Below are 14,034 nucleotides of genomic sequence, written 5' to 3'. Positions count from 1 at the left end.
TTCTTCGGCATCAAGGCCTGACACTCAGCCAGGTGCCTGACCGGGAACAAGCGGGGCGGGGGCCTCTTGGGCGGAGTCTCCAGGCGTATAGCTGTCGAGGCGGGTGCGTTTGAGCAGCAGGGCATTGACCGCGACAAGGACGGAACTGCCGGACATGGCGATTGCTGCGACAGCGGGACTAATAATGAACGGATAGAAGACACCGGCGGCGGCGGGAAAGGCGATGACGTTGTAGGCGACCGCCCAGAACAGGTTCTGATGCATCTTTCGCAGCGTCGCACGCGACAGCTCCACCGCGCCGACAACATCGTAGGGATCACTTCGCATCAGCACGACGTCTGCGCTTTCCATGGCCACATCGGTACCGGCCCCGATCGCAAAGCCCACATCGGCCTGGGTCAGGGCAGGCGCATCATTGATGCCATCCCCGACCATTCCGACTCTTTTTCCTTGCGCCTGAAGCTCTTTCACCTTGTCGGCCTTCTGGCCGGGAAGCACATCGGCGAGCACGATGTCGATACCCAGTTCCTCGGCCACGCGCCGCGCGGTACCCTCATTGTCGCCGGTGAGCATGGCGACCTCGACGCCCTTGTCATGCAGCCGGGCAATCGCGGCCTTGGCCGTCGGACGCGGCGCATCGGCGATCGCGATCAGGCCTACAAGAATCCCCTGGTGAGCGACATGGACGACCGTGCGGCCCGCTCCCTTGAGTTCCTCGGCCTTGTCAGCCAGCCCTCCCAGTGAGATTGATTCTTCGTCCATCAGCCGGCGGTTGCCGAGGAAAACGGTATCGCCGTTGACGTCCGCCTGCGCCCCTCTCCCGTCGCGGTTGAGAAAATCGCGCGCTTCGGGGATCTTCAGTCCTTCGGCCTTGTCAAGGATGGCAAGGGCGAGCGGATGCTCCGATCCCTTTTCGACCGCAGCGGCCAGTAGCAACACCTGTTCGGGCATGCGGCCCTCGGCGGCCACGATATCCACGACGCGCGGTTCGCCCATCGTCAAGGTGCCGGTCTTGTCGAAGATAACGACATTGAGCTTTGTGGCGTCTTCCAGCGCCGACGCGTTCTTGAACAGAATGCCGCGACTTGCGCCGAGCCCGGTGCCGACCATGACCGCCATCGGTGTGGCCAGTCCGAGCGCATCGGGGCAGGCGATCACGAAGACCGTGATTGTCAGGGTCACGGCAAACAGCAATGTCTCACCGATCCACCAGAACCAGACAGCAAACGTTCCGAGGCCAATGACGATCGCGATCAGAACAAGCCATTGCGACGCGCGGTCGGCGAGCAATTGCGCGGGCGCCTTGGAATTCTGCGCCTCCTGCACGAGCTTCACGATTTGCGCGAGCGCCGTGTCAGCGCCGACCTTGGTCGCCCGGTAGCGGAAACTGCCGCTCTTGTTGATGGTCGCTCCGATGACCTCGTCACCGGGTCCTTTTGCGACCGGCATGGATTCGCCGGTCAGCATCGATTCATCGACTTGGGAGCTGCCTTCCAATACCTCCCCGTCTACGGGGATCTTGTTGCCCGGGCGGATGAGCACGGTGTCGCCTTCAAGGACGTCGGCCGTTGGGATTTCCTGCTCCTCGCCATCGCGCAGAACGACCGCCATTGGCGGGGCCAGGTCGAGCAGAGCCCGGATCGCCGCCGACGCGCCCGCGCGCGCGCGCATTTCCAGCCAGTGCCCGAGGAGGATGAACACGAGCAGGATGGCGACGGCCTCATAGAATTGCACGCCGGGAAAGAAAAATGTCGATCCGACGCTGAAGAGATAGCCGGTGCCGACCGAAAGCACGACAAGCACGGCCATATTGAGAATGCCATTGCGAAGGGCGCGCCATGCAGCGACCACAAATGGCCAGACCGGATAGAGCACGGCCGCGCTCGCCAGGCCGAACAGAAAAAGCTCAAGATTCATGCCGAACGGCGGGGCCGGAGGAGTGAAAAAGCCGCCCATCGGGGAGTAGATGAAAATCGGGATCGTGAAGATGAAGGCAATCCAGAAACGGTTGCGCATGTCGCGTACCATCTCCTGCATGTCCATGCCTGCCCCGTGGCCCATTTCCTGGGCCATTTCGTCCTTCGCCCCGCCTTGGCGGTGGTCGTGGTGAACTGCCTGTTCTCCCCTGCTGTCCGCACCGCGCCCCGGTCCCCTGCCGGATTCCGAAAGATTTGCTTCCGCCGGTTTGCAGACATGCTTCGGCATGATGCCGCCACGGCAGCGGAAACCGCAGCTTTTGATCAGGCTCTGAAGCCGCGTCCCATCGGTCTGCGCAGGGTCGTATTCCACGGTCACGCTGCCCCCCGCGGGGTTTGCAGTGGCCCGGCTTACGCCGGCTTCATGCCGCAGCTGCTTCTCCACGCCGAGGTGATCGAGTTCTTCAAAGAGATTTCCGACTTCTAAAGTGAGTGTTGCCAAAGCGAATTCCCTCTAGGCTGAACCATAGTGCTTCTGGATCAAGACGGTAATGAGCGCTGGCTCTTACAGTTGCTTGCCTGCCACCCTAACCCTCGCTGCGCGCTCTGAGTTCGGCATAGAGCCGCTCGACATCGCTGCGCTTGCATAGCGAAGTTCCTGGTGTAAGCGCCGTGGCAGCGCCAGCTGCCATGCCGTAAAGAAAGGCCGCCTCGGGCGCGTCGCCTGCGGCAAGGCGAACGGTCATTGCGGCAAGGAAGCTGTCTCCCGCACCGACGGCGCTTTGTGCATTGATCTTCGGTGCGGCGTGCATCACGGTCTTCTCGGGCGTTACAAGCATGGCGCCATCGCGCCCCAGAGTGAGAGCGAGCATGTCGAGGCCATTATCGCGCACGATGGCTTGGGCCGCCGTTTCCTGCTCTGCCGCGGTCGCCAGCCTTCGGCCGACGAGCGTTTCGAGTTCGCCTAGGCTCGGCTTTGCCAGGTGAACGCCGCCACCAATGCCATGCCGCAGAGCGTCTCCAGAACTGTCCAGCACCAGCTTGATGCCTCGGCGCTGGCAAATCGCACCGACGACGGCGTAGATATCGCTACGCAGCCCGCGCGGAAGACTCCCGCTTGCCACGAGATATTTGCAATCGAGCGTTTGCAGCGCTCGCAGGACGACTTCGCAGTCGCGTTCGGAGACTTCCGGACCCTGCGGCACGAAGCGAAATTCGAGATTGGTGGACCGTTCGTAGATCGCGTGGCTGATCCGCGTGGAGCCGGAGATCGAGAAGCGTTCGGCACGCACCCTTGCTTGCTTGACGAGCTCCTGCAGCACGCCGCCTGTTGCTCCACCTGCAAGGTAAAGCGCGTAGGACTGGCCGCCGAGTTCATTGATGACGCGCGCAACGTTGAGACCGCCTCCGCCAGGGTAATAATGCTCATCGAATGTGCGGATCTTGTGCATCGGCTTCACCACCTCGGCCTGCGCCGCGCCATCGATAGTCGGGTTGAGCGTCAGGGTGGCTATCATGACGAGGGGATCCTTTGTCGTTTTTACGGTCTCCCCGGTTAAGACGCGGCAGGATACGCAGCCTTACGCCGCCATGATCCGCTCGTATGCCTGTCTGGTTTCGTCGGCGCTCGTCAGGCTGAGCCGCCCGTGTAACCTTGGCGACGCCAAGGCGTCTGTCCTCGCAGGCGACGCGCGAAAAATCAGAGAAATGGTGCAAGATTTGATCCTCCCTTCAAGACGCGATCGCGACCCTGAGCTATTTGTGAAGATTTTTGGAAGCGGTGTCCGGACCCTGGTGTTCGTTGCGGGGCTGGGTGGGACCACGCGATATTGGGAGACGCGGGTAACCGAGCTTGCGCAAGAGCATAGAATTGTGCTCGTCGACCTCTTGGGCTTCGGACGATCGCCCAAGCCCTGGGTGAAGTATAGCGTCGAACGGCATGTCGATGCCCTGCGGCGCGTTCTCGCCCCTCTCGGGCCGGTAACGCTCGTTGGCCATTCGCTGGGCGCTTTGATTGCCGCAGCCTATGCGGCCAGACATACCGAGACTGTCGAGCGCCTCGTCCTCATCAGCTTGCCTCACTTCGGATCGCAGGACGCGGCGTATACATATATGCGCCAGGGACCGGTTAAAGGAGGGCTCATATACACCAACGTCCTGTTGACCATGCTAGCCTGCATCATCACGCGCCGCCTGTTAGGGAGAATCCTGCCCTATCTCATTCGAGATATTCCGCGCGAGGTCGTCGAAGACCTTGTCAAGCATACGTGGAGGTCATCTACCTCGTCGCTATGGGATGTTGTCTATCGCCATGACGTTGCGGACGACCTGAGAATTCTAGAGCCCGTTCACAACGTGCTTTGTATTCATGGGAGCGATGACATCATGGCACCGCTTGCGCCGGTAAGAGCGCTGGCAGAAGCTTTCTCGAATGTGCAGCTTTGTGTCCTTGAGGGGCTCGATCATCACCCCTTTCTGCGCGAGCCGGAAAGGTGCTGTGAGCTTATCGCGAGCTTTGCCGAGCAAGCGGCGCGAGAAGCCATGTTGCCGAATGGCTGAGCCCGCCTGACTCCTTTGGCCCCGGACGGGGAGGGCCGAGCCGCGCTGATGCGGGCCGAGGGTGCCTCTGCGCCGATCTCCGCCGTAATCGCCGGCCCTCTTTCCCGTCCGATAGACGAGACGCAGTCTGGCGCTGCTTACGGCCGAGCGGAGGGCGACATTACATTCAGCCTATTTCTTGCAGCGCTTTCGCCCCTGCTCGCGGTTCTGCTTTTCCTTGTCGGTCTGCGGATGCCCGCATCGCGGGCCATGGCACTGGCCTATATCGTAACCGCCGCTGCCGGCTATTTCCTGTGGCACATGGCGCCCCGCACAATCCTGGCCGCTTCGATCGAGGGTTTGGCGATCGCGGCCTCGGTCTTGTGGATCATCTTTGGTGCGATACTTCTCTTGAGGCTCCTTACCGAAGGCGAGGCGATGGCCCGGATACGCGAAGGATTCGCGGCCATATCGCCGGAACCGCGGGTCCAGCTCATCGTCATCAGCTGGACCTTCGGTGCTTTCCTCGAAGGCGTCGCCGGTTTCGGCACACCGGCCGCCATTACCGCTCCGCTGCTTGTGGCGCTTCGTTTCACACCCATGGCAGCCGTGTCGCTTGCACTGATTGCCAATAGCAGCCCGGTTGCCTTCGGTGCGATCGGTACGCCGGTGGCCATCGGGCTGCGCGAAGGACTCCGTCAACCTGCCGCAAATGGCGGGCTCGATAATCTGATCGAAAACTCGGCGCAGATGGCAGCTGCAATTGATCTGACTACCGGATCGCTCGTCCCGTTCGCGCTCATCCTTATCTATTCGCGGTTCTTTTCCAAAGAACTAAGCTGGTCCAGTGCGCTGGGCTATTGGCGGTTCGCTCTGTTTGCCGGTCTGGCTTACACCATACCTGCCTTTATCGTCAGTGCGACGCTAGGACCGGAACTTCCCGCGCTTGCCGGCGCGCTTTGTGCCATCGTGCTCGTGGTACCAGCAGCACGGCACGGCTTTCTCATGCCCCGCTCGAGCGGGGCTGATCCGGGTGCGCCGATTGCCGTAGAACCGTCACGCGTTACACTGAAGCGAGCCTGGGCACCCTATCTCTTGCTCGCCGCGCTCCTTCTCGTGAGCCGCGCAGATCTGTTGCCGGTTAAACAGGTCATGCAGGATGTCTCGTTTGCCTGGCTTTCGGTCTTGGGGACACCGATCAACATTGCGATTGCGCCGCTATATTTGCCGGGTTCGATGTTTTTGATCGCGGGTCTTTTGGCCGTCTTCCTTCTGCCTCTCGACCGTGAGCGGCTCCGCCGCGCTGGCCGGGACACATTGAAAATTACGGTCGCAAGCGCGGTGACGCTGGCGGCGGCGGTCCCGATGGTGCGCGTCTTTGTGCATTCGGCAATCAATTCAAACGGTCTGCCGAGCATGCCAATGGCGCTTTCAGTTCTTGCGGCCGATGCCGCCGGACAGAACTGGCCGGTGATTGCACCATTCATCGGAGCGCTGGGCAGTTTTCTCTCAGGAAGTGCGACCTTCAGCAATATGACATTTGCGCTGTTTCAGTTCACCGCAGCCAATCAGGCCGGACTGCCACCGGAAACCGTCCTTGGCGCCCAGATCCTTGGCGCTAGCGCGGGGAACATGGTGTCGGTAGTCAATGTGGTGGCAGCTGCAGCCGTCGTCGGCCGTGTCGGGCGCGAGGGAGAGATCATCCGGGTCACGCTCGTACCCATGCTCGCCTATACTGCTGCCGTTGGCCTTGTCGCCGCTGCCGCAATCGGGTTGGCACGATGATCGAGCATGTGCTGCATCTCATTCTCCTGTTGCTGGCGGCGAGATCCTTCGGCGAGATCGCAACGCGCATTGGCCAGCCCGCGCTGGTGGGGGAGATAGGTGCCGGGCTAGCACTGGCGGTTTTGGCGGCTTCCCTCAACGCCCCGTTTCTCGCCGAATTGTCGCGCAGCGCCTTTCTCGATCTGACCGCCGAATTCGGAATTTTCTTCCTGCTGCTGCTTGCCGGCCTTGAAATTGCCCCCGGAGAGCTGTTCAGACATTCGGGTCGCTCGGCTGCCGTTGCGCTCGGGGGCGTGCTGTTGCCACTCGCCCTGGGCCTGGCCCTTGCGTGGTGGGTGATTCCCGACAACCCGATGAAATTTGTCCAGGCTCTGCTGGTGGGCGTTGCATTGTCAATTTCTGCGGTCCCGGTCGCCATCGGCGTGTTCATGGACCTCGGCATGGTCCATACGCCAACCGGCCGTACGGTGATCGCCGCTGCAATTCTCGACGATATCATCGGACTTGTGCTGCTCGCGATCTTGACCGGCGCAATTGCGGCAGGTTCCGTCCCGGGGATTGGGGCGATGTTGCCGCTGCTTGGCAAAGCCGCGCTGTTCTTCCTCATTGTCGCTGGCACGGGCTATTTCGGAGCGCCGAGGATCGCCAATCTGATCTCGCGGCTTCGGATCCCCGCCCCTGAATTTACCGCGCTCATTCTGACAGCGTTGGGGTTTTCAGGGTTGGCCGAAGTGCTCGGAATGGACTTCATCATCGGAGCCTTTGCTGCCGCCCTTCTGTTCAACGCCAAGAGCCTGGGTCAAGCCTCTTTCGCGCGCCTGAAAGCAGCGGTCAGCGATCTCACGATGGGCTTGCTGGCCCCGCTTTTCTTCCTTTCGATCGGCATTCGCGTCGATTTCGCGGCCCTTGCCATCATTCCTGGCATCGTGCTGGCGCTGATCCTAGCCGCACTTGGCGGCAAGATCATCGGCGCAGGGATTCCTGCTCTGCTTTCTGGTCTCACCCGCAAAGAGGCGCTTGGGGTCGGGTTCGGCATGAGCGGCCGCGGAGCGGTCGAACTGATCATCGTAAGTATCGCCTTGGAAGCAGGGCTTTTTGATTATCCCGACCCGGTCGTTGCCAATCTCTTCTCAGCTCTTGTGCTGATGGCGCTCGTCACCACGATTGTCACGCCCATCGGACTGCGCTGGCTTTTTCGCGATCGGGGGTAGAAAGCCTGTAATCGGCCGGGCTGAAAACCGTCTCACCATATGGACGATGCTTCGGCGGCGACGGGTAAGATTTAGCCGCCGCTCGAGGCAACGTCCACGTTCGACCACTGCCGAGCACCGCTCGCGAATGACCCGGAGATTTCGATGCCCGACGCCCTTATTGCCTGGTTTGAGGATATTGGACGCGGCGACGTCGCCATGGTTGGCGGAAAGAATGCTTCGCTCGGTGAGATGGTCGGCGCGCTGTCGAAGCGCGGTATCAGAGTGCCGGGAGGCTTCGCCACAACGGCGCAGGCCTATCGGCACTATATCGCGGCCAACGGCATTGAACCCGAAATGAGGCGCTGGATCGAAGCGCTCGATGCCGGGCGCGCCTCGCTTCAAGTGGCAGGTGCTGCGATCCGGCATGCGTTTCTGGAAGGGGCGTTTCCACCGGAGATCGAGGCGGCCATCGGTGAAGCCTATGACGCTTTGTCTGCGCGCAGCGAACAGGATGCGGTCAGCGTCGCGGTCCGCAGCAGCGCGACAGCGGAGGATCTTCCCGAAGCGAGCTTCGCCGGGCAGCAAGAGACCTTTCTCAATGTCACCGGGAAGCGCGCACTTCTCGATGCCTGCAGGCGCTGCTTTGCCTCGCTCTTTACCGACCGGGCGATCAGCTACCGTCAGGCACAGGGTTTCGACCATATGGATGTTGCCCTGTCGATCGGAGTGCAGCGCATGGTGCGCTCGGATCTCGCTGGATCGGGGGTCATGTTTTCAGTCGATACCGAAACGGGTTTCCCCGACGTGATCGTGATAAGTGCCGCCTGGGGGCTTGGGGAGACTGTCGTCCAGGGCTCGGTCGATCCTGACACCTACCGTGTCTTCAAACCCTTTCTCGAACGTACAGATACGGTTCCGCTTATCGAGCGCAGTCTTGGGGCCAAGGAGCGCAAGATGATCTATGCGACCGGCGGCAGCGTCAGGACGTTGACCAAGAGAACCACGCGCCGCGAACGCGAGACCTTCGTCCTCTCCGATGACGAGGTACTTGAGCTGGCGCGCTGCGCCAAGACCATCGAAAAGCATTATGGTCGCGCGATGGACATGGAGTGGGCGAAAGATGGTGCAACCGGCGAACTCTTCATCGTCCAGGCCCGCCCGGAAACGGTTCAGGCGGGCAAGGCAGCGGGAAGACTGACTACCTACAGGTTGAAACAGCGCGCCGAACCGCTGCTTACGGGCGCGGCGGTCGGCGAGGCGATCGCCACCGGGGAGGTTTGCGCGATCCGGGACGCCTCGCAGATCGAGGCTTTTCGAGATGGTGCAATCCTTGTGACAGGCATGACCGATCCGGACTGGGTGCCAATCATGAAGCGCGCAGCGGGTATCATCACTGATCACGGCGGAACTACCAGCCACGCAGCGATCGTCAGCCGCGAACTCGGCGTGCCGGCCATCGTTGGGACACAGACAGCGACGCGCACCCTGCAGGACGGGCAGCCCATCACCCTGTCATGCGCGGAAGGCGACCGCGGTGCGGTCTATGAAGGGACGCTCGAGTTCGAAACCATCGAGTTCGACCTGGCGGATCTGCCCGAGACCGAAACCGATGTGATGCTGAATATCGCGAGTCCGGCCGCCGCCATGCGCTGGTGGCGCCTTCCCGCGCGCGGAGTAGGCCTCGCGCGGATGGAATTCGTGATCAACCACCTGGTCAAAGTTCACCCGATGGCGCTCGTCGCCCCGGAGAAGGTCACGAGCGAGGATGCCAGGCGCGCGATCGCCGAGCTTACGCGCGGATATGCCGAGCCGGCCGACTATTTCGTCGACACGCTTGCGCTCGGCATAGCAAAGCTCGCAGCTCCGTTTCATCCGCAGCCGGTGATTGTCCGGCTCAGCGACTTCAAGACAAATGAATATGCTCATCTTCTCGGAGGAGAGGCCTTCGAACCCGATGAGGAAAATCCGATGATCGGATGGCGCGGCGCCTCGCGCTATTACAGCCCCGGTTACAAGGCGGGTTTCGCGCTCGAATGCCGCGCCTTACGCCGCGTACGCGAGGAAATTGGTTTTGAAAATGTCGTCATCATGGTGCCATTCTGTCGCACGCTCGCCGAAGCCGATAGAGTTCTCGAAGTGATGGCGGAAAACGGTCTCGAACGGGGCCGAAACGGACTCCAGATCTATATGATGTGCGAGATTCCGGCGAACGTCCTGCTCGCGGAGGAATTTGCGCAGCGCTTTGACGGATTTTCGATCGGTTCCAACGATCTCACCCAGCTCGTGCTCGGGATTGACCGCGATTCCGAGCTTCTCGCCGATCAGTTCGACGAACGCAACGACGCGGTAAAACGGGCGATTGGCGAAGCCATCACCAAGGCGCACCAAGCCGGGATAAAGATCGGCATTTGCGGCCAGGCGCCGAGTGACCATCCCGACTTTGCCGGTTTCTTGGTCGCTTGCGGGATCGACTCCATTTCGCTTAACCCCGACAGTTTTGTTGCCGCAGTCAAGGTGGTCGCTCAAGCCGAGGCCATGTCGGATAAAGGCCGAGCACAACCGGCTGAGGGCTCGCGGATATGAAGGTCGTCATCTTCGAGGCCGAGGAATGGGAGGCGCGGGCGTGCCGTGCGCTCTCCGGCAATCACGAGCTCACTTGTGTCAAGGAACGGCTGACATCTGATAATGCGGCAAGATACAGCGATGCCGAAGTGATCAGCACATTCATCAACTCACGGCTTGATGCAGAAGTCCTGCGCCAGTTCCCCGAGCTGCGGCTGATCGCCACCCGCTCGACCGGCCACGACCACATCGATCTGGCCTGGTGCGCCGCCGAAGACATCGAGATCGCCAACGTTCCCGACTATGGTGATGTTACTGTAGCCGAGCACAGTTTTGCCTTGATGCTGGCGGCAGCGCGGCATCTCGTTCCGGCAGTCGAACGTACACGCCGCGGAAATTTTTCGCAGGATGATCTGCGCGGTATCGAGCTGCGCGGGAAGACCTTGGGCGTCGTCGGGACCGGTCGCATCGGGCGCCGCGCGATCGAGATCGCGCGCGGGTTTGGCATGAATGTCGTAGCCTTCGACGTCGATCCGGATGGCTCTGCGGCAGCAAATCTCGGCTTTACCTATTTGCCTTTCGCCGAACTCCTTTCCCAAGCCGACATCGTCACATTGCATCTGCCGGCAACCCCTCAGACCCAGGATCTCCTGTCCGATGCCGAGTTCGCTGCCATGAAGACCGGCGCGCTCCTGATCAATACGGCGCGCGGCAACATCGTCAGCGTTCCCGCTCTGGTGCGCGCGCTGGCGGAGGGGAAACTTCGCGCCGCTGGTCTCGATGTGCTCCCGCAGGAGCCGCTCGTCCGCGAAGAAGCAGAAGTGTTCCGCGGACCGCCGCTTGAGAAGGAGAATTTGGAGGCCCTCGTGGCCAATCATGTGCTCCTGCGCTTTCCGAACGTCATCGTGACCCCGCATGTCGCCTATAACACGCATGAGGCGGTCGCGCGCATCATCGAGACGACAATCGAGAATATCGAAGCCTTTGCAATGGGTTCGCCGCAGAACCTCATTGTTTAGGGGGTCAGTCGCTCGGTGTGCGGGCGGCGAATTCTGCCGCTTCGCGCGCCATTCGCTCCTCGATTCCGCCACCCCAGCCATTCTCCAGCGATGCCAGGCGCTCCATGGCCTGGCCTTTGTCAAACAGATAGAGCAGCGTGTCGCTTGCGATGGGATAGGCCGCTCCAGAGCCTCCGCCATGTTCGATTACCACCGCCACCGCATAGCGGGGCCGGTCTGTCGGCGCATAACCAATGAACAATCCATGATCGCGCAGCTTCCAAGGGAGAGAGGCATTGGAGCGGACGCCCCGGCGACGTTCGGCCATCGTGATGCGACGAACCTGCGCGGTGCCCGTCTTGCCCGCCAGCTTGATGTTCGCAAGGGGGAGGCGGGCGCGGGTTGCGGTGCCCCGGCCATTGACAACATCCTCCATTCCCTGGCGGACGATCGCAAGCATTCGGGGGTCAATTCCGAGCGGGGCGGCAGGCGCCACCTTTGCGGCTAGTAGCTTGGGATGGGTTTTCTCACCGGCGGCAAGCCGCGCCGTCATGACCGCAAGCTGCAGCGGGTTGGCGAGCAGATAGCCTTGCCCGATTGTCGCATTGACAGTGTCATAGGCTTCCCAAGGCTCGTTGTATCGACGCCGCTTCCAGGCCGGATCGGGGACAGTCCCATAATACTGATAGGGAACCGGCAGGCCTGAAAACCGCTCGCCAAGCCCAAAACGTCTGGCCATGTCGGCAATTGGCTGAATGCCCACCCGAATGCCCATGACATAGAAGTATATGTCACAGCTTTCTGCGATTGCCCGGTTCATGTCGACTACACCGTGGCCACTACGGCGCCAGCAATGGAACGTGCCGCCGGCAATGTTGATCCGGCCGGTACAAAGGACGGTTTCGTCTGGGTCGATGTTCTCATGCAACAAAGCCAGGGCCGTGATCGGCTTGATGGTCGATCCGGGCGGATAAAGACCCTGGAGGGTCTTGTTTCTGAGCGGAACGCGTTCGTCTTGCGACAGCATGTCCCATTCGAACTGGCTGATCCCATCCGAAAAGCTGTTCGGATCGTAGGCCGGCATCGAAGCCATAGCGAGAACACCGCCACTGATCACGTCGAGCACCACGACCGAGCCGGACTGGGTTCCAAGCCGACGGGACGCATAGGTTTGAAGCCCGCCATCAATGGTCAATTGTACGCTTTTACCTATAGTGTCGGATCGGACTGCGAGCTCGCGTACGACCTTGCCCGTGGCTGTCACTTCGGCCCGGCGCGCGCCGGGCTTGCCCGTCAAATCCTTCTCGAGCGTCTTCTCGAGCATATCCTTGCCGACTTGCATGCCCGGAACCATTAGCAAGGGATCGCCGGTTTTTTCATACTCCTCGCGGCTAGGGGCCCCGACATAGCCGAGCAAGTGAGCTGTCGCGGCTCCTGCTGGATAGTGCCGCGAAAACCCTCTCATCGGGGATACGCCGGGGAGGTCGGGAAGGCGTACATTTACAGCGGCATATTGGTCCCACTCGACATCGCTCGCAACCCGCACGGGCTGGTGATCCAATGCTTGTGCGAGGTCGCTCCTGAGGCGGTCCGTCTCATCGGCGCTAAGACCCAGCAGCTCGGCAAGCTGCTTCAGGACTCCGTCGGCGTCCTCGAGGCGATCGGGCAGGAGATCGATCATGAAGACCGATTTGTTGCTGGCGAGGGGGACGCCCGTGCGATCAAGCAGCAATCCGCGCCTCGGCGGGATCAGGCTCAGCTGAAGCCGATTGCTCTCGGAGAGCAGTTGCCATTTTTGGTTTTCGGCGATCGCAAGCCAAGCGAGCCGGCCTGCCAACACACCGCCGAGACCGAGCTGCAACGCGCCCAAGATAGCGGCCCGGCGAGAAAACTTCTGCTCCAATATCCTTTTGTTTGTTGGCTGTTTCGCCACAGACTGCTCCTGATTGCAGGGTTCCCGGTTTTGATCGCCCGTCTAGACCGGCTCCTGGTGCGCGCTGGCCTGCCCGGGCGGCACCTCATTCGGATAAACAGACGCATGGCGCGCTTGGTGATTACGAGAACGCCGCCGACGGCGAAGCTCGGAACAAATGGGTGTTGCCTCTCGCCATGAGATGCAGGATCATGTTCATGGGGGCGCAGGCCTCCTCGTCCTCATAGGGATCCGGGCCCTTTCGGCGGTCAGTCTAGGCCTCGTTCAGATTGGCGACTTCGGCCGTGAGGGACCGCTGTGCCTGCTCGACAAGAACACGATGATCGGTCGTAGGTGGGATCGGCGGGAGTATCGAAACGGTAATCGATCCAGGATGCAGCCGCATGCCCTGCCGCCAGAGCCGGCCGGCATCGTGGGCAACGATTACCGCGGGTATCGCCAGATTACGATAGAGCAGTTCCACTCCGCGCTTGAATTCGATGGGGCTTCCCGGCTGCTTGCGTGTGCCTTCGGGGAAAATGAGCACCGAGCGACCCGCCGCTACTTGCGCGCGGCAGGCCGCAAGCATTTCACGCAGCGCCCGCGCGGATTGAGCGCGATCGACCGGGATCATGGGGGAGTGCTTCAGGAACCATCCTATCACCGGCAGCGCCAGAAGCTCACGCTTGGTGACAATCGCCACGTCAGGGAAGAGAACGAGTGCGGCAAACGTTTCCCAGGCCGATTGATGGTTGGCGATGATGAGGACGGGACCCTCGGGCAGGTTAACGCGTCCCCTTTCCGTATAGCGGATTCCTGCCAGCGCAGCGAGGAGACAGAGAAGGCCGCGCGCCCAAATCCGGGTGAGCTGCCGAATGATCCGCGGCGGACGACCTAGAAGAACCAATAGCGGGATCAAGGGCGCAAAAAGGAGAGTCCACACCGCCGCCGACACTGCAAAGGCGAGACTTCGCATAGTGGTGATCAGGCGGCTCATCGGGCTTTCTAGTCTCGGTGCAGAGGATTTCTAAACGGGCTCATTCAAGAGACGGGTCGCCGCAGCTCGGCTTACAGGACGAAGCGCATCAGCGCGTTGTTTCCCGGCCAGAACCTCCCATCATCCGCCGAAA

The 14,034-nt window shown here is 61.3% G+C and carries 9 protein-coding genes; 5 read left to right on the top strand and 4 right to left on the bottom strand.

What is annotated here, in order from left to right; translation table 11 throughout:
• Nucleotides 1-24 precede the first annotated feature (24 nt).
• Both ABFX23_RS16940 and ABFX23_RS16935 read right to left on the bottom strand, forming a co-directional pair.
• Entirely contained in the window at nucleotides 25-2,418 is a 2,394-nt protein-coding gene (locus ABFX23_RS16940) for a heavy metal translocating P-type ATPase (RefSeq protein WP_230293259.1), read from the bottom strand.
• Nucleotides 2,419-2,503: 85 nt separating this feature from the next.
• Nucleotides 2,504-3,433: a 1-phosphofructokinase family hexose kinase gene (locus ABFX23_RS16935; RefSeq protein WP_046904079.1), complete on the bottom strand. Its 930-nt coding sequence runs from the start codon at nucleotides 3,431-3,433 to the stop codon at nucleotides 2,504-2,506.
• On the opposite strand from ABFX23_RS16935, the gene ABFX23_RS16930 reads away from it, so the two are divergent.
• The 5 genes from ABFX23_RS16930 to ABFX23_RS16910 all read left to right on the top strand — a co-directional run bounded on the left by ABFX23_RS16930 (nucleotide 3,432) and on the right by ABFX23_RS16910 (nucleotide 11,013).
• Nucleotides 3,432-4,475 carry an alpha/beta fold hydrolase gene (locus ABFX23_RS16930; protein WP_230293260.1) on the top strand — a complete coding sequence of 348 codons (1,044 nt, stop codon included), beginning with the start codon at nucleotides 3,432-3,434 and terminating at the stop codon, nucleotides 4,473-4,475. The two genes, ABFX23_RS16935 and ABFX23_RS16930, sit on opposite strands and share 2 nt — an antisense overlap.
• A 111-nt stretch (nucleotides 4,476-4,586) precedes the next feature.
• Nucleotides 4,587-6,239, top strand: coding sequence for an L-lactate permease (locus ABFX23_RS16925; RefSeq protein ID WP_428831682.1), 1,653 nt, complete (start codon nucleotides 4,587-4,589; stop codon nucleotides 6,237-6,239).
• Nucleotides 6,236-7,450 carry a cation:proton antiporter gene (locus tag ABFX23_RS16920; protein WP_230293261.1) on the top strand — a complete coding sequence of 405 codons (1,215 nt, stop codon included), beginning with the start codon at nucleotides 6,236-6,238 and terminating at the stop codon, nucleotides 7,448-7,450. Before ABFX23_RS16925 ends, ABFX23_RS16920 begins: the two co-directional genes overlap by 4 nt.
• Before the next feature lie 144 nt (nucleotides 7,451-7,594).
• Nucleotides 7,595-10,015, top strand: a complete 2,421-nt coding sequence (ppsA, locus tag ABFX23_RS16915) for a phosphoenolpyruvate synthase (RefSeq protein WP_322295896.1) — start codon at nucleotides 7,595-7,597, stop codon at nucleotides 10,013-10,015.
• A complete protein-coding gene (locus ABFX23_RS16910) occupies nucleotides 10,012-11,013 on the top strand; it encodes a hydroxyacid dehydrogenase (protein ID WP_230293263.1) in 1,002 nt (333 codons plus the stop codon). Before ppsA ends, ABFX23_RS16910 begins: the two co-directional genes overlap by 4 nt.
• Before the next feature lie 4 nt (nucleotides 11,014-11,017).
• On the opposite strand, the gene mrdA is transcribed toward ABFX23_RS16910, so the two are convergent.
• A complete protein-coding gene (mrdA, locus tag ABFX23_RS16905) occupies nucleotides 11,018-12,925 on the bottom strand; it encodes a penicillin-binding protein 2 (RefSeq protein ID WP_346034092.1) in 1,908 nt (635 codons plus the stop codon).
• A gap of 253 nt (nucleotides 12,926-13,178) precedes the next feature.
• Nucleotides 13,179-13,901 carry a lysophospholipid acyltransferase family protein gene (locus tag ABFX23_RS16900; RefSeq protein ID WP_230293265.1) on the bottom strand — a complete coding sequence of 241 codons (723 nt, stop codon included), beginning with the start codon at nucleotides 13,899-13,901 and terminating at the stop codon, nucleotides 13,179-13,181.
• Between the last annotated feature and the right edge of the window lie 133 nt (nucleotides 13,902-14,034).

Source organism: Erythrobacter westpacificensis, assembly GCF_039542285.1.
Lineage (GTDB): Bacteria > Pseudomonadota > Alphaproteobacteria > Sphingomonadales > Sphingomonadaceae > Alteraurantiacibacter > Alteraurantiacibacter westpacificensis.
The sequence above is the reverse complement of the archived record's forward strand: the minus strand, read 5'-3'. Positions and strand labels throughout refer to the sequence as shown.

Coding starts and splice junctions, on each gene's coding strand:
- ABFX23_RS16930 (WP_230293260.1), top strand. CDS start 3,432: ATGACGAGGGGATCCTTTGTCGTTTTTACGGTCTCCCCGGTTAAGACG.
- ABFX23_RS16935 (WP_046904079.1), bottom strand. CDS start 3,433: ATGATAGCCACCCTGACGCTCAACCCGACTATCGATGGCGCGGCGCAG.
- ABFX23_RS16920 (WP_230293261.1), top strand. CDS start 6,236: ATGATCGAGCATGTGCTGCATCTCATTCTCCTGTTGCTGGCGGCGAGA.
- ppsA (WP_322295896.1), top strand. CDS start 7,595: ATGCCCGACGCCCTTATTGCCTGGTTTGAGGATATTGGACGCGGCGAC.
- ABFX23_RS16910 (WP_230293263.1), top strand. CDS start 10,012: ATGAAGGTCGTCATCTTCGAGGCCGAGGAATGGGAGGCGCGGGCGTGC.
- ABFX23_RS16900 (WP_230293265.1), bottom strand. CDS start 13,901: ATGAGCCGCCTGATCACCACTATGCGAAGTCTCGCCTTTGCAGTGTCG.